At 72.6% G+C, this 18,698-nt stretch carries 18 protein-coding genes and 3 pseudogenes; 17 read left to right on the forward strand and 4 right to left on the reverse strand.

What is annotated here, in order from left to right; all coding sequences use genetic code 11:
- From ACQ95T_RS03160 to ACQ95T_RS03190, 7 genes and pseudogenes are all read left to right on the forward strand, one after another.
- On the forward strand, positions 1-573 hold the full coding sequence (locus ACQ95T_RS03160; protein WP_431473525.1) for a succinate dehydrogenase cytochrome b subunit: 573 nt from the start codon (positions 1-3) through the stop codon (positions 571-573).
- A complete protein-coding gene (locus tag ACQ95T_RS03165; protein ID WP_431473526.1) occupies positions 570-701 on the forward strand; it encodes a hypothetical protein in 132 nt (43 codons plus the stop codon). Before ACQ95T_RS03160 ends, ACQ95T_RS03165 begins: the two co-directional genes overlap by 4 nt.
- A gap of 13 nt (positions 702-714) precedes the next feature.
- A pseudogene (locus ACQ95T_RS03170) lies at positions 715-2,694 on the forward strand (fumarate reductase/succinate dehydrogenase flavoprotein subunit).
- Entirely contained in the window at positions 2,691-3,431 is a 741-nt protein-coding gene (locus ACQ95T_RS03175; RefSeq protein ID WP_425939309.1) for a succinate dehydrogenase/fumarate reductase iron-sulfur subunit, read from the forward strand. The pseudogene ACQ95T_RS03170 and the gene ACQ95T_RS03175 overlap by 4 nt, the downstream one beginning before the upstream one ends.
- A 38-nt stretch (positions 3,432-3,469) precedes the next feature.
- Positions 3,470-4,309 carry a 16S rRNA (cytidine(1402)-2'-O)-methyltransferase gene (gene rsmI / locus ACQ95T_RS03180; RefSeq protein WP_425939311.1) on the forward strand — a complete coding sequence of 280 codons (840 nt, stop codon included), beginning with the start codon at positions 3,470-3,472 and terminating at the stop codon, positions 4,307-4,309.
- 44 nt (positions 4,310-4,353) lie between these two features.
- Positions 4,354-4,749, forward strand: a complete 396-nt coding sequence (locus ACQ95T_RS03185) for a VOC family protein (protein ID WP_425939312.1) — start codon at positions 4,354-4,356, stop codon at positions 4,747-4,749.
- A gap of 218 nt (positions 4,750-4,967) precedes the next feature.
- Positions 4,968-6,683: a cell wall-binding repeat-containing protein gene (locus tag ACQ95T_RS03190; RefSeq protein WP_425939314.1), complete on the forward strand. Its 1,716-nt coding sequence runs from the start codon at positions 4,968-4,970 to the stop codon at positions 6,681-6,683.
- A gap of 130 nt (positions 6,684-6,813) precedes the next feature.
- On the opposite strand, the gene ACQ95T_RS03195 is transcribed toward ACQ95T_RS03190, so the two are convergent.
- Entirely contained in the window at positions 6,814-7,317 is a 504-nt protein-coding gene (locus ACQ95T_RS03195; RefSeq protein WP_425939316.1) for a DUF427 domain-containing protein, read from the reverse strand.
- A gap of 114 nt (positions 7,318-7,431) precedes the next feature.
- Here ACQ95T_RS03195 and ACQ95T_RS03200 point away from each other — a divergent pair, with 114 nt between their 5' ends.
- Positions 7,432-7,920 (forward strand): GyrI-like domain-containing protein, encoded by a 489-nt coding sequence (locus ACQ95T_RS03200; RefSeq protein WP_425939318.1) that lies wholly within the window; start codon positions 7,432-7,434, stop codon positions 7,918-7,920.
- Here ACQ95T_RS03200 and ACQ95T_RS03205 read toward each other — a convergent pair.
- Complete coding sequence (locus tag ACQ95T_RS03205) at positions 7,841-8,524, reverse strand: DUF4126 domain-containing protein (RefSeq protein WP_431473527.1); 684 nt, start codon at positions 8,522-8,524, stop codon at positions 7,841-7,843. The two genes, ACQ95T_RS03200 and ACQ95T_RS03205, sit on opposite strands and share 80 nt — an antisense overlap.
- Before the next feature lie 203 nt (positions 8,525-8,727).
- Here ACQ95T_RS03205 and ACQ95T_RS03210 point away from each other — a divergent pair, with 203 nt between their 5' ends.
- Entirely contained in the window at positions 8,728-9,222 is a 495-nt protein-coding gene (locus ACQ95T_RS03210) for a SigE family RNA polymerase sigma factor (protein ID WP_425939322.1), read from the forward strand.
- On the forward strand, positions 9,209-10,705 hold the full coding sequence (locus ACQ95T_RS03215; protein ID WP_425939324.1) for a hypothetical protein: 1,497 nt from the start codon (positions 9,209-9,211) through the stop codon (positions 10,703-10,705). Before ACQ95T_RS03210 ends, ACQ95T_RS03215 begins: the two co-directional genes overlap by 14 nt.
- Before the next feature lie 31 nt (positions 10,706-10,736).
- On the opposite strand, the pseudogene ACQ95T_RS03220 reads toward ACQ95T_RS03215, so the two are convergent.
- Together ACQ95T_RS03220 and ACQ95T_RS03225 are read right to left on the reverse strand one after the other, a co-directional pair.
- Positions 10,737-11,179 (reverse strand): annotated as a pseudogene (locus ACQ95T_RS03220) (VOC family protein).
- 10 nt (positions 11,180-11,189) lie between these two features.
- Positions 11,190-11,699, reverse strand: coding sequence for a helix-turn-helix domain-containing protein (locus tag ACQ95T_RS03225; protein WP_425939327.1), 510 nt, complete (start codon positions 11,697-11,699; stop codon positions 11,190-11,192).
- A gap of 75 nt (positions 11,700-11,774) precedes the next feature.
- Between ACQ95T_RS03225 and ACQ95T_RS03230 the strand changes: the two genes are divergently transcribed.
- From ACQ95T_RS03230 to rsmA, 7 genes and pseudogenes are all read left to right on the forward strand, one after another.
- On the forward strand, positions 11,775-12,260 hold the full coding sequence (locus tag ACQ95T_RS03230; RefSeq protein WP_425939329.1) for a SigE family RNA polymerase sigma factor: 486 nt from the start codon (positions 11,775-11,777) through the stop codon (positions 12,258-12,260).
- Positions 12,253-13,620 (forward strand): hypothetical protein, encoded by a 1,368-nt coding sequence (locus ACQ95T_RS03235; RefSeq protein WP_431473528.1) that lies wholly within the window; start codon positions 12,253-12,255, stop codon positions 13,618-13,620. The genes ACQ95T_RS03230 and ACQ95T_RS03235 overlap by 8 nt, the downstream gene beginning before the upstream one ends.
- Positions 13,621-13,728: 108 nt before the next feature.
- Entirely contained in the window at positions 13,729-15,552 is a 1,824-nt protein-coding gene (gene metG, locus ACQ95T_RS03240) for a methionine--tRNA ligase (RefSeq protein ID WP_425939333.1), read from the forward strand.
- Positions 15,549-16,394: a TatD family hydrolase gene (locus ACQ95T_RS03245; protein WP_425939334.1), complete on the forward strand. Its 846-nt coding sequence runs from the start codon at positions 15,549-15,551 to the stop codon at positions 16,392-16,394. Before metG ends, ACQ95T_RS03245 begins: the two co-directional genes overlap by 4 nt.
- 137 nt (positions 16,395-16,531) lie before the next feature.
- A pseudogene (locus ACQ95T_RS03250) lies at positions 16,532-16,771 on the forward strand (GNAT family N-acetyltransferase); the annotation flags it as partial.
- Between the two features lie 368 nt (positions 16,772-17,139).
- Complete coding sequence (locus ACQ95T_RS03255; RefSeq protein ID WP_431473934.1) at positions 17,140-17,649, forward strand: hypothetical protein; 510 nt, start codon at positions 17,140-17,142, stop codon at positions 17,647-17,649.
- A 52-nt stretch (positions 17,650-17,701) separates the two neighbouring features.
- Positions 17,702-18,694, forward strand: coding sequence for a 16S rRNA (adenine(1518)-N(6)/adenine(1519)-N(6))-dimethyltransferase RsmA (rsmA, locus tag ACQ95T_RS03260; RefSeq protein ID WP_425939336.1), 993 nt, complete (start codon positions 17,702-17,704; stop codon positions 18,692-18,694).
- Positions 18,695-18,698 lie beyond the last annotated feature (4 nt).

Raw genomic sequence — 18,698 nt, forward strand, 5'->3', positions numbered from 1 at the left:
GTGGCCACGACAACCGCTCCTGCGCGCGAGGTCCGCAGCGGACCCCCCAGCATCCTGCTGAAGACCGTGATGGCCGTGACCGGCCTGGTCGGCATCGGTTACCTGCTCATCCACATGTACGGCAACCTCATGATCCTCGTGGGGCCCGAGGCGTTCGACGAGTACGCCCACCACATCCGGACCTTCGGGGAGCCGATGCTGCCGGAGAAGGGCCTGCTGTGGATCATCCGGGTCGCCCTCCTGGCGGCGCTGGTGCTGCACGTGTGGGCCGCCGCGTCGCTGTGGCGACGGGCCGCGGGCGCGCGCAGCCAGCGCTACGTCATGAAGCGTCAGGGCTACGGGAACTTCTACGCCAAGGCGATGCGCTGGGGCGGGCTGGCGATCCTGGCCTTCATCATCTTCCACCTGCTGCACTTCACGACGCAGACCGTGACGATCGGGGAGGCCCACACGCGTCGCCGGCGGCGCGGGTGCTGGACACCTTCGGCCACTGGTGGGGCGTGCTCATCTACCTGGTCGCGATGGTGTTCCTGGGGCTGCACCTGCTGCACGGGTTCTGGGGCGCGGCGATGACGATGGGTCTGAACACCTCGCTGAAGCGGGCCGAGCAGATCCGGTTCATCTCCATCCTCGTGACCACGCTGATCGTCGTGGGCTTCATGGTCCCGCCGTTCGCCATCCTGTTCGGGCTCGTCGACTGAGGACTGCTGACCTATGACTGACATGCTGATCGACGGCCTCTACCGCGAGGGTGAGCCGATCGCCGACACCAAGGCCCCGGCCGGTGACATCTCCCAGAAGTGGACCACCCGCCAGTTCGAGGCGGCCCTGGTCAACCCGGCCAACCGGCGCAAGCTCTCGGTGATCATCGTCGGCACCGGGCTGGCGGGCGCGGCGGCCGGTGCGACCCTGGGCGAGGCGGGCTACAACGTCAAGTCCTTCTGCTACCAGGACAGCCCGCGGCGCGCGCACTCCATCGCCGCCCAGGGCGGCATCAACGCGGCCAAGAACTACAAGGGCGACGGCGACTCGGTGCACCGGCTCTTCTACGACACCGTCAAGGGGGGCGACTACCGGTCGCGGGAGACCAACGTCTACCGCCTGGCCGAGGTCAGCGCCGACATCATCGACCAGTGCGTGGCGCAGGGGGTGCCCTTCGCCCGGGAGTACGGCGGACTGCTGGACAACCGCTCCTTCGGCGGCGTGCAGGTCTCCCGCACGTTCTACGCCCGCGGTCAGACGGGGCAGCAGCTGCTCATCGGCGCCTACCAGGCGCTGGAACGGCAGATCGCCGCCGGCACCGTGGAGATGTTCGCCCGGCACGAGATGCTGGAGCTCATCGTCGTCGACGACGGCGCGGGGCCGCGGGCCCGCGGCATCATCGCCCGCGACCTGGTCACCGGGGAGATCGAGACCCACCTGGCGGACGCGGTGGTGCTGGCCTCCGGCGGCTACGGCAACGTGTTCTTCCTCTCGACCAACGCGATGGGCTCCAACGTCACCGCCAACTGGCGGGCGCACCGCAAGGGCGCCCACTTCGCCAACCCCTGCTACACGCAGATCCACCCGACCTGCATCCCGCAGAGCGGGGAGCACCAGTCCAAGCTGACCCTGATGAGCGAGTCGTTGCGCAACGACGGTCGGATCTGGGTGCCCAGGCGGGCCGAGGACTGCGAGAAGGACCCGCGGGAGATCTCCGAGGAGGACCGCGACTACTACCTGGAGCGGATCTACCCCGGCTTCGGCAACCTGGTCCCGCGCGACATCGCCTCACGGCAGGCCAAGAACATGTGCGACGAGGGTCGCGGCGTGGGCCCCAAGGTCGACGGGGTTCGGCGCGGCGTCTACCTGGACTTCGCCGACGCGGTCGGCCGCCTGGGCGAGGACGCGGTGCGCTCCAAGTACGGCAACCTCTTCGACATGTACGAGCGCATCACCGGGGAAACCCCTACGAGGTGCCGATGCGCATCTACCCGGCCGTGCACTACACGATGGGCGGCCTGTGGGTGGACTACGACCTGCAGTCGACCATCCCCGGGCTGTTCGTCACGGGCGAGGCCAACTTCTCCGACCACGGCGCCAACCGGCTGGGCGCATCGGCTCTCATGCAGGGGCTGGCCGACGGCTACTTCGTGCTGCCGAACACCATCCGCGACTACCTCGCCAAGGGCCCCTTCGAGGCCATCGGCGAGGACCACCCCTCCGTGGCCGAGGCGCACCAGCAGGTGGCCGACCGGGTCGAGCGGCTCCTGTCGATCGACGGCAGTCGCACGGTCGACTCCTTCCACAAGGAGCTGGGCAAGATCATGTGGGAGAAGTGCGGCATGGAACGCACCGAGGAGGGCCTGCGCGAGGCGATCGCGGACATCCGTGCGCTGCGCGAGGAGTTCTGGCGCGACGTGCGCGTCCTCGGGTCGGCCGACACGCTCAACCAGTCCCTGGAAGGCCGGCCGGGTGGCCGACTTCATCGAGCTGGGCGAGCTGATGTGCATCGACGCCCTCCACCGGCGCGAGTCCTGCGGCGGTCACTTCCGGGCCGAGTCGCAGACCGAGGACGGCGAGGCGCTGCGCCACGACGACGAGTACGCCTACGTGGCGGCCTGGGAGTGGGGCGGTGACGACCAGCCTCCCGTGCTGCACAAGGAGGACCTCGTCTACGAATTCATCGAGCTCAAGCAGAGGAGCTACAAGTGAGGCTCGCGCTGAAGATCTGGCGGCAGGACCGCCCGCAGGTCAAGGGCCAGATGGTCCGCTACGACATCGACGGGGTCTCGGAGGACAGCTCCTTCCTGGAGATGCTGGACCTGCTCAACGAGCAGCTGATCGCCAAGGGCGAGGAACCGGTCGCCTTCGACTCCGACTGCCGTGAAGGCATCTGCGGACAGTGCGGCGTCGTCATCAACGGCGAGGCGCACGGCCCTGAGCGGACCACCACCTGCCAGCTGCACATGCGCTCCTTCAAGGACGGCGACGAGATCGTCGTCGAGCCGTGGCGGGCCGACCCCTTCCCGGTCCTGAAGGACCTCGTCGTCGACCGTGCGGCCTTCGACCGGATCATCCAGGCCGGGGGCTTCATCTCGGCCAACACCGGCTCGGCCCCGGACGCGCACGCGACGCCGGTGCCCAAGGAGCACGCCGACCGGGCGTTCATGGCCGCCGAGTGCATCGGCTGCGGCGCGTGCGTGGCGGCCTGCCCCAACGCCTCCGGCATGCTCTTCATGGGCGCCAAGATCACGCACCTGGGCGAACTCCCCCAGGGCCAGCCCGAGCGTGAGGCCCGGGTGGCCTCGATGACCGCGCAGCACGACGCCGAGGGCTTCGGCGGCTGCACCAACCTCGGCGAGTGCACCCGGGCCTGCCCCAAGGGGATCCCGCTCAACGTGATCTCCCAGATGAACGCCGACCTGAGGCACGCCGGCTACGGCCGCTGACGCGCACCCCCAGTGGCGGCACCGCATACGCTCCGGGTATGACGTCCGCCGCCCTGGTCCTGGCCGCCACCCCGATCGGGGACGCCCGGGACGCCAGCCCCCGCTTGCTCGAGGAGCTCGCGGGGGCCGACGTCGTCGCCGCCGAGGACACCCGTCGGCTGAGGCGGCTGACCGACCGGCTGGGGGTCACGGTCGGCGGCCAGGTGCTCAGCTACCACGAGCACAACGAGGCCTCCAGGACCCCCGAGCTCGTGGACCGGATCGCGGGCGGGGCCAGGGTCGTGATGGTCACCGACGCCGGCATGCCCTCGGTCTCGGACCCGGGGTTCCGGCTGGTGGCGGCCTGCGTCGAGGCGGCCCTGCCGGTGACCTGCGTGCCGGGGCCGTCGGCGGTGCTGATGTCGCTGGCCGTGTCGGGGCTGCCGGTGGACCGGTTCTGCTTCGAGGGGTTCCTGCCGCGCAGACCGGGGGAGCGGACCCGCGCGCTGCAGGCCCTGGTGGCCGAGCCGCGGACCATGGTCTTCTTCGAGGCGCCCCACCGGCTCGCGTCCACCCTGACCGCCATGGCCGACGTCCTCGGGGCGGACCGCCCGGGTGCCGTCTGCCGGGAGCTGACCAAGACCTACGAGGAGGTCCGTCGGGGCGGGCTGGCGGAGCTGGCCGGCTGGGCCGCCGACGGCGTCCGCGGGGAGATCACCGTGGTCGTGGCCGGGGCGGACCCGGCGGCGTCGGCCGTCGGCGTCGAGGAGGCCGTGGGGCAGGTGCTGGCGAGAGTCGCCGACGGGGAACGGCTCAAGACCGTCTGCCGGGACGTGGCGAGCCGCACCGGTCTGTCCGCGAAGATGCTCTACGACACCGCCGTCGGTCATCGGGAGTAGGTTGACCGGGGTCAGCACCCGCCGCCGGACCCCAGGAGGTCGCCATGGCCCGCCCCGTCCACTTCGAGATCCAGGCCGACGACGTCGACCGCGCGCGGGCGTTCTACGCCGAGGTCTTCGGCTGGACGTTCGAGGACTACAGCTCCTTCGTCGACGCCCCCTACTGGGGGGTGGTGACCGGGCCCGACGACGAGCCCGGCATCAACGGTGGGCTGCTGGTCCGCCCGGCACCCGCGCCCGCGCCCCAGCAGGGGACGAACGCCTTCGTCTGCACGGTGGGGATCGAGGACTACGACGCCACCGAGGCGAAGATCCTGGCGGCCGGCGGCCAGGTCGCCCTGCCGAAGTACGCCCTCCCCGGCATGGCGTGGCAGGGCTACTACCTCGACACCGAGGGCAACACGTTCGGGCTGCACCAACCCGATCCCGACGCCGCCTGACCGGTCGCGGTCGCGCTCGCCCGCCAGGGTGTGTCCGATCTCACGCTCCGCAGGGCGTGATGTGCGGCAGATCACCCGGCCAGAGCCTGTTCCCCGGCCGCTCCCAGGGGCACGGTGAGAGGTGAACGGGGACCGCATCCCGGGCATGATCTCGACGACGAGACCGCCCAGTCCCCGCTCCTGGGAATGCGTCCACGGACGCGGGAACGGAGCATGCCATGAATGCTCGAACACGACGAGGAGCATTCGTCTCGGCCCTTCTCCTGGGGGCCCTGGTCGCCCCGCAGGGGGCCCTCGCCATGACGGACGCCCCGGGGGACGGAGGCGGCGGCGGGGGCGGAGGCGGAGGAGGTACGGGGGACCTGTACTCGGACCTGCTCGTCATCCTCCGGGCGGAGGACGGCACCCCGGTACTGACGGACTACACGGTCACCGTCGAGGATGTCACGACGGTCGAGTACTGCGTCCAGCCGATCTCCTACACCGAGATCCCGGGCCTGGCACCGACCGTGAACCCGGTCGACGGGCGCACGGTCTGGCTGGTCCCGCTGGTCGGCGAGGCCATCCCTGACCCGGTCGAGGGGGAGGAGGAGGTCGGAGCCTGCGACGTGCAGGCCGGGTTCACCGACTACGCGAGCGAGGTCGAGCTGGAGAGGCTCAACCTCATCCGGACCACCGACGACGTCCTCCAGTCGAAGATCGACGTCGTCGAGGAGCGGCTGCTCGCCGCCACCGACATCACGCTGGACGGCGCCGGGCGCATCACCACCGACGGCATCCCCATCGACGCCTCCCCGGAGCACGCGGCGATGTACACGACGATCCTGGAGACGGGGACCTTGCCCGGGCTCGAGGTCCACGACGAGGTGACGGCCGGCCCGCCGGCCTACATCGCGCCGCTGGACGCCTGGATGCTGGCCGGCGCCTCGACCGGGTCCGCCGCAGGCAAGTACGTGCCGCTGTCCATCGACGCGGTGCTGTACTACAACCGGATCATCCCCTTCCCGCCCGAGCCGGGCTGGGTGGCCCCCGAGGGCTGGAACGTCGAGTTCAACCGGTCCGCGGACCCGGACCCGACCGACGGCGTCGCGGTGCCCGACGAGCAGTTCATCGACTACTCCAGCTTCCGCTACACCCGGTCCGAGTACTTCACGGGCAGCGCCACCTGGCTGCACGTCCCGTCGTTGACGTGGCACGTGGACCGGATCCTCGACGTGGTCGACTACACCAACCTCACGGCGCTGCCGGACGAGGCGGTCGACGACACCGAGCTGACCGGTGTGCTGGGCTACGCGCAGTGGGTCGACGACGTGCGCAGCACGATCGTCTACTACCACGAGAACGAGGTCATCGAGGGCTTCTACTTCGACGTCATCGGTGCGGACACCACGGCCGACCAGGAGCTGGCGCTCCTCGAGCCGTCCGCGGTGACCCAGGTCGGCGGCGTGGACCGCGTCGACACCGCGGTCCTGCTCTCGCAGGAGCGGTTCGCGGACGACCAGGCCGGCGCCGTCGTGCTGGCACGGTCGGACGACTTCGGGGACGCCCTGGCGGCCGTCCCCCTCACCAAGAGGGTGAACGCCCCGATGCTGCTCACGAAGGTCCTGCTCGACCCTCGCGTCGGTGACGAGATCGACCGCGTGCTGCCGGTCGGCGGCACCGTCCTCATCATCGGTGGCGAGCTGTCGATCGCCCCGTCGGTGCAGGCCACCCTGGAGTCCAGAGGCTACGTCGTGGAGCGGATCGCGGGTGCGAACCGCTACGAGACTGCCGTCGCCGTGGCCGGGAAGATCGGAGCCCCGCACACCGTCCTGGTGGCCTCGGGCCTGAACTTCCCGGACGCGCTGGCCAGCGGCCCCGCCGCCGCGTGGGCCGGCCCGGGCGTCATCTCCGACGACGTCCTCGTCTCCCTCTGGGACGCGCTCGCACGCTGAGCCTGTCCTGACCGGTGCCCCCGCCCCTGGGCGGGGGCACCGGCACGTCCGGCCCGGCGCGTCCGGCCCGACACGCCGAGCGCCGGCCCGGAGCTCCGCCTCACCGGCCCGGCCCCCCCCAGCCCCCGCCTCACCAGCCCCAGGTGCCCGGGTCCCCCTTGAACGGTCCGACCACCGACGAGGTGATCCAGCCGCCGTAGAAGCCTCCCGGCTGGGGAAGCACCACCTCCCCGTCCACCAGACACCGGTCCACGAGGCCGGGGTAGAGCGCGACGTGGTCGCGCAGCGGCTCGAAACCGGGCGAGGGGTCCGGGTAGGTCCAGGCGGCACGCCCGGCGGTCCGGTCGCCCGCCACCAGGTCGAGGTATGCCGCGTCCCCCTTCCACTCGCAGAAGGAGCTGCCGGCCGCCGGCTGGAGGACGCCGGGGGCGAAGGCGGTGCGGGGCAGGTAGTAGGTCGGCGGGTGGCTGGTCTCCAGGACCCGCAGGGCCCGCGTCGTCCGGGCGATCGTCCGCCCGCCCAGCTCCACCTCGACGAGCGAGCTGCTGGGGTCGACCCGTGGAGGTCGGGGGTAGTCCCACACCGACTCCTGACCGGGCCCGGGTCGTTCTGGTCGGGGGGTCCTGCGCTGCATACCGTCTCCTTCGTCCGCGTCCACCCACCCAACGGTCGGCCGCGGCGGGCCGTTCCCCGTCCGCCCGACCAGGAGTAGCGTCGGGCCGGACCCGGAGCACGACGAGGAGGACCCATGAGCACCCACCCCAGCCTGCAGGACATCGTGATCACCACCCTCGAGCCCGTGCCGACGGCGGCCGTCCGCGCGACGGTGCCGATGGAGGCGCTGCGCAGCTTCTTCGACGACTCCTTCGGCCTGCTCTTCGCCACGCTGCGCGAGCAGCAGGTGGAGCCCACGGGCGCGCCCTACGCCCGCTACCGCGGCGAGCCCACCGACACGGTCGACGTCGAGGTCGGCGTCCCGACCTCGGGGCCGGTCACGGCGGCCGGGGAGGTGCGACCCTCGGAGCTGCCCGGGGGCGAGGTCGTGACCGCCACCCACGTCGGCGCCTACGACGGACTGGGCGGGTCCTACGCCGAGCTGGCCCGGTGGATCGGCGAGCGGGGCCGGACCCCCTCGTCCTCGATGTGGGAGGTCTACCTCACCGAGCCCGGGCCGGGCGTGGACCCCGCCACCCTGCGGACCCAGATCTGCTGGCCGCTGCAGGACGGGGGTCAGTAGCCGGCGTCGGCCATGAGCTGGTCGGTCCGCCGTCGTCGTCCTGAGGCCCGGCGCCACAGCGTCCACAGCCCCCCCACAGCAGCAGGAGCAGCAGGAAGACCACGAGCACGGGCAGGAAGACCGCCACGAGGGACAGGGTGATGGCCGCCCCGTCCTCGGCCGCGGACACCACCGGGGTGCCCAACCCTCCCGTCCCGACGTTGACGGCCGGGCGGGTGACGGCCTTGCCGGTGTGCACGATCCCGGCGGTGACGATGCCGAGCAGCACCCCCACCCAGGGGTTGTCGGCCATGAAATTCGAGCCCTGCTCGAAGTCCTCGGCAGCCGTGGTCGCGGCGAAGATCAACCCACCGGTGGCCGGACGCACGAACGTGCCCACCGCGTCGTTGATGTGGTCGACGACGGCGATCTTGTCCAGCACGACCTCGGAGAGCAGGAGCGCGCCGGCGATGCCGATCGCCCACCACGACTCGATCCAGACGTACTGGTGGGGCAGGTTGATGACCTCGGTGAACCGGGCCACGCGCGCGACGATCAGGAACGGGATGTAGGCGTTCAGCCCGGCCGCTGCGGACAGGCCGGCGCCGGTGAGGGCGGCGAGCACGTGGTGGCCTCCTTGCTGGGGCGGGCCCCGGGCGGGGCCACGCTCGCCCCATACAACCACGGGGTATGTCGTTCCTCTTCCCGCCGCGGCCGGGCCACCGGCCGCCGCCGTCCGGGACGCCGGCACAACCTTCCGACCCCGTGCGCCGTTGAGGACGGGTGCAGGGGACGATCGTCCCTACCGACACGGGAGCAGGTGAGCAGGTGCGCCGCACCGACGAGGAGGCGTTCGTCGAGTTCGCGACCGGGGCCAAGCCCTGGTTGCTGACCTCGGCATGGATGCTGACCGCCGACCCGCACGCGGCCGAGGACCTCGTCCAGGAGACGCTGGTGCGCCTCTACGTGCGCTGGCCCCGTCTGCGCTCCGGCCAGCCCGCGGCCTACGCGAGGAGGGTGCTGGCCAACCTGCACACGGACCGGTGGCGCAGCGCGCGCCGGGAGGTGCTCACCGGCGACCTGCCGGAGGGTGGCGGACGCGGTGCCGATCCGCAGACGGTCGACCTGCTGCGCGCCCTTCAGCAGCTGGCTCCACGGGAGCGGGAGTGCGTCGTGCTGCGGCACTACCTCGACCTGTCCGAGAGGCAGACCGCCGAGGCGCTCGGCGTCAGCGTCGGGGCCGTCAAGGGTTACACGAGCAGGGGGCTGGCCGCACTGCGGCCGCTGATGCAGGACCAGGAGGACCGCCATGTCCGACCGTGAGCTGACCACGCTGCTCGACCGGGCCGCCGCGCACACGCCGCCGATGGACGTGCCGATGAAGGCCGTCCTGGCCACCGGGAGCCGCCGCGTCCGGCGCCGCCGGGCGGCTGCAGGAACCCTGGGTGTCGGGAGTCTGGCCCTCGTCGGCGCGCTCTGGCTCGCCGGCCCCGGAGGAGGGGTGCTGACCGGGACGACCGAGATCGTCCCGGCGGGCCACGTCTGGGAGCAGGGTGAGCCGGTCGACGGGGTGCTGTTCACCGGTGTGACGGTCTACGACGAGGACCGGGTCGAGCACGACTACCGGGCCGAGCTCGCGCGGCCCGTTCCGGACGGACCGGTGGTCCTCGAGCTCTCCGACCTGGGACGGCAGGTCGAGTCGGTGCCGGCACAGACAGTGAGGCCGGGCCTGGAGGTGTTCGCCGGGGAGCGGATGACCGTGGCCGTGTGGCGCGAGCCCGAGGGCGTGCTCACCTCGGTCCCGCTGGTCGGACCGCACGACCCGGGCGGGCCGTCGGGGGTGCAGTACGCCGAGCTGGACGGTGAGACGTTCGCCTGGGCCTCCTGGCTCTCGGACCTGCAGCCCCTCCCGGAGGAGGTCCTGGACGTCTACCTCGTCGGGAAGGAGGAGGTCGTGGCGCTCTCCGGCGCACCGGTCGGCGCGGAGGTGCTTCGCGCCGGTGGCGAGCGGGCGGTCGCCTTCGTCGACGAGTCCCGGGGGGTGTGGGGCTACGCCCTGGACGACGACCGGCCCGGGAGCCAGGTGGTCGGGCTGGACCAGCTCGGCGGGGCGCCTGCGGTGACCGGTTCGTCCGGCCTGGCCGACGAGGAGGGGCAGCGCCTGCTCGCCGTGCTTCCCGAGGGCGCGCAGGAGGTCACGGTCACGAGGGCGGGCGCCACCGGTCCGCAGGACGCGACCGTGGACGCCGGGACGGTCGCCCTGGCCGGTCGCCCCGTCGTCCTGGCCGTCACCGGTCCGCCCGGGGAGGCTGAGGACGCGAGCGGGGTGCAGGTGACCTTCACCCTCGGCGGGGTCAGGACCGATCTCGACCTGCACGCGCAGGACCTCTTCGCGCTCGACGGCGCGGCCGGGACGATGTCGGTGGACCCGGACCCGGCCGACCCGGGGACGCTGGTGCTCACGTCGCAGGAGGACGGGGAGGAGGTCGGGCGCGTGGCGGCCGAGCAGCTGGGCCGGGGTCTGGCGACGACGTCGGTCGACGGCTCGGTCGTCGTGCTCGCCACCGGCTGGGAGCCCGGCGCGACCGTGCTGTCCGACGCGCGCGTCCAGGTCTCCGGCGAGGACGGGCCGGAGTGGGTCGAGCCCCGGGACGTGGCCCAGCTGGTGCTCGGCGACGGCACCCTGGTCACCGCGCTCGTCGTCGACGGCACCGACACCGAGGTGGTCGTGGCGGTCGGGCGTCAGGTGGGCGACCGGGTCGAGGCGTGGGAGCCTCCCGCCCTGGTGGAGTTCGGCTCGAGCTGAGGCGGACTCCACCCTGCCGGGGCGGTGACCCTCAGGCGAGGTCGGCCTCGGTCATCGTGGACGGGTCGAAGTCCCGGCGCTCCACCAAAACCATCCAGTTGCCGGAGTTGTCCCGCATGAGGGCCTCGACCCCGTAGGGGCGCTCGGTGGGCTCCTGGAGGAACTCCACGCCCTTGGCGACCAGCTCGGCGTGGGTCCGGCGGCAGTCGTCGACGGTCAGGCCCACTCCCGGCACCCACCCTCGGCCTGGGCCCGGCGCATCGCCTCGACCAGCTCGGGGGAGAGCGGCTCGCCGGGGGTGGTCAGGTGCAGGTGGAGCTCGGGCTGCTGCGGGTGCACGACGGTCAGCCAGCGGAAGTCGGGGCCCAGCTGCACGTCGTCGCCCTTCTCGAACCCGAGGACGTCGGTGTAGAAGGCGAGAGAGTCGTCCAGGTCGGTGACCCAGACGCTGACGAGGGAGACGTTGGTGATCATGGGCACGACGCTAGCCGGGGCCGGGTGCTCCCGGCTTCTCCCCGGTTGCGGTGTTCCCGCCGGTCCCGGACGGGCGGCGGCGCTCGGCCAGCCCCCGCATGAACACGTAGCAGCCGGGGATGCGCGGAGCCCCGAGCGCGGCATACCTGCGCTGGAACTGGCTCGGGCTCTCCCCCGTGATGTCCCGGAAGCGGGAGCTGAACGAGCCGAGGCTGCTGAAGCCGACCGCGTGGCACACCTCCGTGACCGTGAGGTTGGCGCCGCGCAGCAGGTCCTGGGCCCGCTCGACCCGACGCTCGGAGAGGTTGACCCCGGGGGTGCGGCCGTAGGTGCGGCTGAAGAGCCGCAGGAAGTGGAACTTGCTCAGCCCGGCGACCCCGGCCAGCGTCTCCAGGTCGAGCGGCTCGTGGAAGTGCCGGTCGACGTGGTCGCGGGCCCGGCGCAGGTGGACGAGCACGTCCTCGGGGACCCGCCCGGTGCGTCGGCGGGGCGGAGGGGACGGAGGCTCCTCGTACGTCACGATGCGGGCAGTGTCCCCCACCTTTCGTCGGCCCCGCACGTTGTCCAGGTGAGAGGGTCCACGCGAGGAGGCGGTATGCGGTCTACGCACGAGGAGGAGTTCGCGGCCTTCTTCGACGACGCCTCGCCCCGTCTGCTCGCCGCCGCCTGGCTCCTCACCGGTCAGCAGCACGCCGCCGAGGACCTGGCGCAGGAGGCGCTCTCTCGGACCTACGCCCGCTGGTCGAGGGTGCGGGGCGGCAACCCCCTCGCCTTCGCCCGTCGGGTGATGGCCAACCTGCACACCGACCGCTGGCGCAGGCAGCGGCGGGAGGTGCTCACCGACGACGCGCCGGACACGGGGCACGTCTCCGATCCCCGGACCGTCGACCTCGTCCGGGCGCTGCGGACCCTCAGTCCGCGCGAACGCGAGTGCGTCGTGCTGCGGCACTACCTCGACCTGTCCGAGCGCCAGACCGCCGAGACGCTCGGCATCGGAGTGGGCACCGTCAAGAGCTACACGATGCACGGGCTGCGCGGCCTGCGCGCCCAGCTGCTGGAGGGAGAGCAGACCCATGTCTGACAGCCACACCTCGGACCGTGACGTGCTGGCGCTGCTCGACCGGGCCGCCGTCCACTCCCCGCCGCTGCACCTGGCCCGCACGGACGTCGTGCGTCGCGGTGAGCAGATCGTGCGCCGCCGCCGCGCGGGCGGGGCGGGTCTGACGATCGGCACCCTCGCCCTGGCGGGGGCCCTCTGGCTCGGCACGGGTGGGGCCGGTGGCGGTCTGTCGGGAACCCGGGAGGTCACGCCGGCGGGCGTGGCGTGGGAGGTGGAGGAGGCGTCGCCGGTCGTCCTTCCGGAGGGTCTGCAGGGCGTCGGGAACGTGCAGCCGCTGACGTTGGGCCGGACCGCGGACTCGTCCTCCGCCACGTTCGTCGCGGACGGCGTCGAGGAGACGGTGGAGGGCCGGAGCCTGGCGGGCGGCGTCGAGGTGTATGCCGGCACCGGGGCGACCGTGGTGGTGTGGGCCCGGCCGCCTGGTGTCTCGGGCGAGCTCGTCCTCCCGGACCCCCAGGACGCAGGTGGGTCGGCGGTGGTGACGGTCGCAGGTGAGGAGCTCGTCTACTGGACGACCGACAGGCCCGGCTACGCGCCGGCACATCTCGTCCTCCACGACGACGACGACATGTGGACGGCCGGCGGAGCCGTCGCCGACACGGCCGAGCTGGCCGACGACGGCGTGGTTCTGACGGCGGTGTCCCTCGAGGAGGCCGGGCTCGCCGGCTACCTGGACCGTGGCTCGTTCTCCGAGGTGGACACGCTCACCGTCGCCGGCCTGGACAGGCCCTGGTGGCGGGGCGGGGGTGACGTCGTCGCCTCGGTGGCGCGCCTGCCCCGCGAGGCGGTCTTCGCCCGGGAGGTGCTGCGGCAGGAGGTCGGTGCCGACCCGGTCCGGGTGTCCCCACCGCGGGCGACCGCGCTCGTCGGTCCCTGGTCCATGGTCCTGTTCGCCGACGACCGGGCGGATGGAGACGCCTCTGAGGACGACCTGTCGTACGACATCGAGTGGTCGACGGACGGTGAGACGTGGCACCCCCGGCCGTCGGCACCGACCGTTCCCACCGCCCCGGCGGAGGCGTCGGCCGGGACCGACGGTGCGGTCCCGCCCGGAGGCGAGGTGACGCTCCTCGGCGAGACCTACCGGGTGGCCACCGACCAGCACGGCTGGCCACGCCTGGTCGACGTCGAGGGCAGGACCTGCTCACGGTGTCCGACGAGTCCGGCCCGTCCGACGGGGGAGCAGTTCTGTGGAGGGAGCACTGGTGGCCCTGGTCGGCCCGCAACCAGGTGCACTTCGCCGTCGGTCCGCAGCCGCCGGCCGTCCCGGGCGACGGTGCCGGTCCGGTCGTGCGCATCTCCGGACCGGCGGGCATGGTGAGCGTGGTGGCCGTACCCGCGGGTTCCTGACCCCCCGCCAGGGCCCCCGCCTGATCGCGCTCCGGTCTCCGAGCATCTGGTCGGGTGCCCCCACCTAGACTGGGACACCATGACCCACGTCCTCACCGCGGTCGCCTGGCCGTATGCCAACGGCCCGCGTCACATCGGCCACGTCGCCGGCTTCGGCGTCCCCTCCGACGTCTTCAGCCGCTACCTGCGGATGGCGGGCCACGACGTGCTCATGGTGAGCGGCTCGGACGAGCACGGCACCCCCATCCTCGTGCAGGCGGACAAGGCGGGGATGAGCCCGCAGGAGTTCATCGACGTCAACCACCGGGCCATCGCCGAGGACCTCGTGGCGCTGGGGGTCTCCTACGACCTGTACACCCGCACGACCACCGCCAACCACCACCAGGTCGTGCAGGACATGTTCCTGGCCTGCCACGCCAACGGCTACATGGTCGAGCAGACCCAGCAGGTCGCCATCAGCCCCTCGACCGGCCGGACGCTCCCGGACCGCTACATCGAGGGCACCTGCCCGATCTGCGGGTACACCGAGGCGCGCGGCGACCAGTGCGACAGCTGCGGCAACCAGCTCGACCCGGCGGACCTGCTCGACCCCCGCAGCAAGATCAACGGGGAGACGCCGGAGTTCACCGAGACCCAGCACTTCTTCCTCGACCTGCCCGCCCTGGCCGAGGCGCTCGGGGAGTGGCTCGACGGACGCGAGGACAGCGGGCTGTGGCGCCCCAACGTCATCAAGTTCTCCCAGAACATCCTCGAGGAGATCCGCCCCCGGGCGATGACCCGGGACATCGACTGGGGCATCACCGTGCCGCTCGAGGGGTGGTCGGAGGACCCGACCAAGAAGCTCTACGTCTGGTTCGACGCCGTCATCGGCTACCTGTCGGCCTCGGTGGAGTGGGCGCGGCGGCTCGGTGACGGCCACGAGGCCCGCTGGCGCGAGTGGTGGAACGACACCGACTCCCTGTCCTACTACTTCATGGGCAAGGACAACATCACCTTCCACTCCCAGATCTGGCCGGCCGAGATGCTGGCGCACAACGGGCGGGGGAGCCGCGGTGGGCAGGTCGGGCCCTTCGGCGAGCTCAACCTGCCCACCGAGGTGGTCTCCAGCGAGTTCCTCACGATGGAGGGCAAGCAGTTCTCCACCTCGCGCAACGTCGTCATCTACGTGCGGGACGTGCTCGAGCGCTACCAGCCCGACGCGCTGCGCTACTTCCTCTCCGCCGCCGCGCCGGAGACGTCCGACTCCGACTTCTCCTGGCCGGAGTTCGTCAAGCGCACCAACAACGAGCTCGTCGCCGGCTGGGGGAACCTGGTGAACCGGACCGCCTCGATGATCGCCAAGAACTTCGGCGAGATCCCGGCCGCGGGTGCGCTGGAGGAGGTCGACCGGGCCCTGCTCGACCAGGTCGCCGCCGGGTTCGGCACCGTCGGACGGCTCATCGGCACGCACAAGCAGAAGGCCGGTCTGGCCGAGGCGATGCGCCTCGTCGGGGAGGCGAACGCCTACGTCTCCGCCACCGAGCCGTTCAAGCTCAAGGGTGAGGACCAGCGTGAACGTCTGGCGACCGTGCTGCACGTGCTCGCCCAGGCCGTCGTCGACCTCAACACGATGCTCTCCCCCTACCTGCCGCACAGCTCGACCGCGGTCCACCGGGCGCTCGGGGGGGAGGGCGTCTTCCAGCCCATGCCCGTGGTCCAGGACGTGCCGGACCTCGACGACCCCGACCGTCCGGCCTACCCGGTCATCACCGGGGAGTACTCCGCCGCTCCCCGTTGGGAGCACCGTCCCCTGCCCGTGGGTGCCCCCGTGGCCAGGCCGACGCCGATCTTCACCAAGCTGGACCCCTCGGTCGTCGACGAGGAGCGGGCGCGGCTCGGGCTCGTTGACGAGGCGGGGGTATGACGGACGGCCGGGCCGCTGAGCGTCCGCCGGCTCCGGACCGGCTCCCGATCGCGGTCGTCGACAACCACTGCCACCTCGACATCCAGCGGGACGACGCCCCCTTCGTCGCCCTGCAGGACGTCCTCGACGAGGCGGCGGCGGTCGGGGTCGACCGGCTCGTGCAGATCGGCTGCGACATCGGGTCGGCGCGGTGGACCCACGGCATCGTCGACGAGCACCGGGCCCTGCTCGGCGGCATCGCCATCCACCCCAACGAGGCTCCGAAGCACGAGCGGGCCGGCGACCTGGATGCCGTGATCGACGAGATCGCCACTCTCGCAGCACATCCGCGGATCCGGGTGATCGGAGAGACCGGTCTGGACTACTACCGCACCGGACCCGAAGGCGTGGCCGCGCAGCAGGAGTCCTTCCGTCGGCACATCGCGCTGGCCAAGGAGCTCGACCTCGTCCTGCAGATCCACGACCGCGACGCCCACGAGGACGTCCTGCGGATCCTGGCCGAGGAGGGCGCCCCCGAGCGCACGGTGATGCACTGCTACTCCGGCGACATGGAGATGGCCCGGGAGTGCGTCCGGCGCGGCTACTACCTCTCCTTCGCCGGGACGGTGACCTTCCGCAGCGCCAAGGACCTGCGCAACGCGGTCGCCGTCACCCCGGTGGAGCACCTGCTCGTGGAGACCGACGCGCCCTACCTCACCCCGACCCCCCACCGGGGCCGGGCGAACGCGCCATACCTGCTGCCGCTGACCGTGCGCGCCATGGCGGAGACGCTGAGCACGAGCGTCCCCCAGCTGTGCGACGCCCTGTCCGCCACGAGCGAGACGGTCTACGGGCCCTGGTGAGGCGCACCGACGCGACCCCCGCGCCCCTGCCCGACGGGCTGGTGCTGTGCACCGCCACGCCCGCCGACCTGTCCCAGGTCGGCGAGCTGCTGACCGACCGCGGCGAGCCGGCGGACGCCGTCGACCACCGGCTGGTGGTGCAGGATCCGGCGGCGGGCTGGGAGACCTGCGCCGTCGTCGTCGACGACGACCGGGTCGTCTCCACCGCGACCCTGCTCAACGAGGAGCTGCAGCTGGCGGTGCCGGGATCGGACGTGACCGTCCGGCTCCCGGCGGGGCAGGTCGAGCTGGTCGCCACCGTCCCCGACCACGAGGGGCGGGGGCTGGTGCGGGCCCTCATGGGGTGGGCGCACGAGCTCTCGGCGGCCCGCGGGCACGTGCTCCAGGTGATGATCGGGATCCCCTACTTCTACCGGACGTTCGGCTACTCCTACGCCGTCGACATCCCCGGCCACCGCCCGCTGGTCACGCCCCCGGCGATGCCCGACGGGCACGTCGTGCGCCCGGCGACGCGGGCCGACCTGCCCGTCGTCCCGCCGCCTGCAGGACGCTGCGCAGGCGGCGTCGGACCTGCGCATGCCGCACTCGCCGCCCCGCTGGGGCTGGCTGCTCGACCGGGACGGTTCGACCACCTGGGTCGTGGAGCGGGGCGCCGAGGTCGTGGCGACCGGCCGCACCACGCCGCCCGAGGACGGGGTCGTGCTCGCCGAGCTCGCCGCGTCCGACCCCCCCCGCCGCCAGGGCCATGGTCGCCGCCGCCGACGCGCTCGCCCGGTCGGTGGACGAGCCCGAGCCCGTCACTGTGTGGGACCGCCCCGGCACGGTCGGCGGCGCGGTCGTGGACGAGGTCTGCGGCCCCGCGCCCGCCGAGGCGGAGCAGTACTACGTGCGCGTGCCCGACGCGGCCGCGCTGCTGGACCGGATGCGGCCCGTGCTGGACGCCCGCCTGGCCCGCTCGGGGATCGAGCCCCCGGACGAGGTGCTGCTCGGCACGTTCCGCCAGCAGCTGCGCCTGCCCGTGGTGGACGGGCGGTTCGTTCGGGAGCCCGTCGTGGGCGGCACCCTGCAGTCACCGGGCGCGCACGGCGGGGCGGGCGCGGCTCCCGACCTGCTGGGCCCGCTGCTGCTCGGCCCGCTCGGGATGGCCGGGCTGTCGCGGCGCCACCCCGACGTCTACCCCGGTCCGCACGTCGACCTGATGGAGGCGTTGTTCCCCCCGGTGCGCGCCGATCTGCTGACCTACTACCTGCCCTGAGCGTCCCTGCCTCCTGACTCACCTCCCGGACGGAGCGGCCCACCGTGCGAGGATGACCGGCGTGGAGCACGAGGAGAGCCTGCTCGGACCGGCGCAGGTCCGTGAGCTGGCCCACCGCCTCGGGATCCGCCCGACCAAGTCGTGGGGGCAGAACTTCGTCATCGACAAGGGCACCGTCCGGCGGATCGTGCGGGCGGCCGGGGTCGGGCCGCAGGACGTGGTCCTCGAGGTCGGGCCCGGCCTGGGCTCCCTGACGCTCGCTCTTCTGCCGGAGGTCGCCCACGTGACCGCGGTGGAGATCGACCCGACCCTGGCGGAGCAGCTCCCGCGCACGGTCGCCGACCTCGCCCCGCACCTGGCGGACCGGCTGACGGTCGTGCCCGCCGACGCCCTGCGGCTGCAGGAGCTGCCCGACCCCCGACCGACAGCGCTGGTGGCCAACCTGCCCTACAACGTCGCGGTCCCGGTGGTGCTGCACCTGCTGGCCACCGTGCCGACCCTCGAACGGGTGCTCGTCATGGTCCAGCTCGAGGTGGCCGAGCGGCTCGCGGCCGGGCCGGGGAGCAAGGTCTACGGGGTGCCCAGCGTCAAGGCCGGCTGGTACGCCGAGGTGACGGGGGCCGGGCGGATCGGGCGCACCGTGTTCTGGCCGGCACCCAACGTGGACTCCGGACTGGTCCGGATGGTGCGCCGGGACCCTCCGGCCGCCCGTGCCGCCCGGCAGGAGGTGTTCGCCGTCGTCGACGCCGCGTTCGCGCAGCGGCGCAAGACCCTGCGGGCCGCACTGGCGGGCTGGGCCGGCGGCGCGGAGCGGGCCGAGCGGGTGCTGCGGGCGGCCGGGGTCGACCCGCGGGCGCGCGGCGAGGTGCTCACCGTGGAGGACTTCGCCCGGATCGCGGACGCCGCCAGGGACGACGCCGACGGCTTCGGGGGCGCAGCGTCCGGCGACGGGGCGGAGGGGGCTGCGGACCGCGCGGGCGACGCGGGGACGGGTGGCGACGGTGGCCTCGCGGGTGGCCAGGAGGATCGTCGGCCGACCCCATAGGGTG

The sequence above is a fragment of the Ornithinimicrobium carbonis genome, assembly GCF_050703245.1.
Lineage (GTDB): Bacteria > Actinomycetota > Actinomycetes > Actinomycetales > Dermatophilaceae > Ornithinicoccus.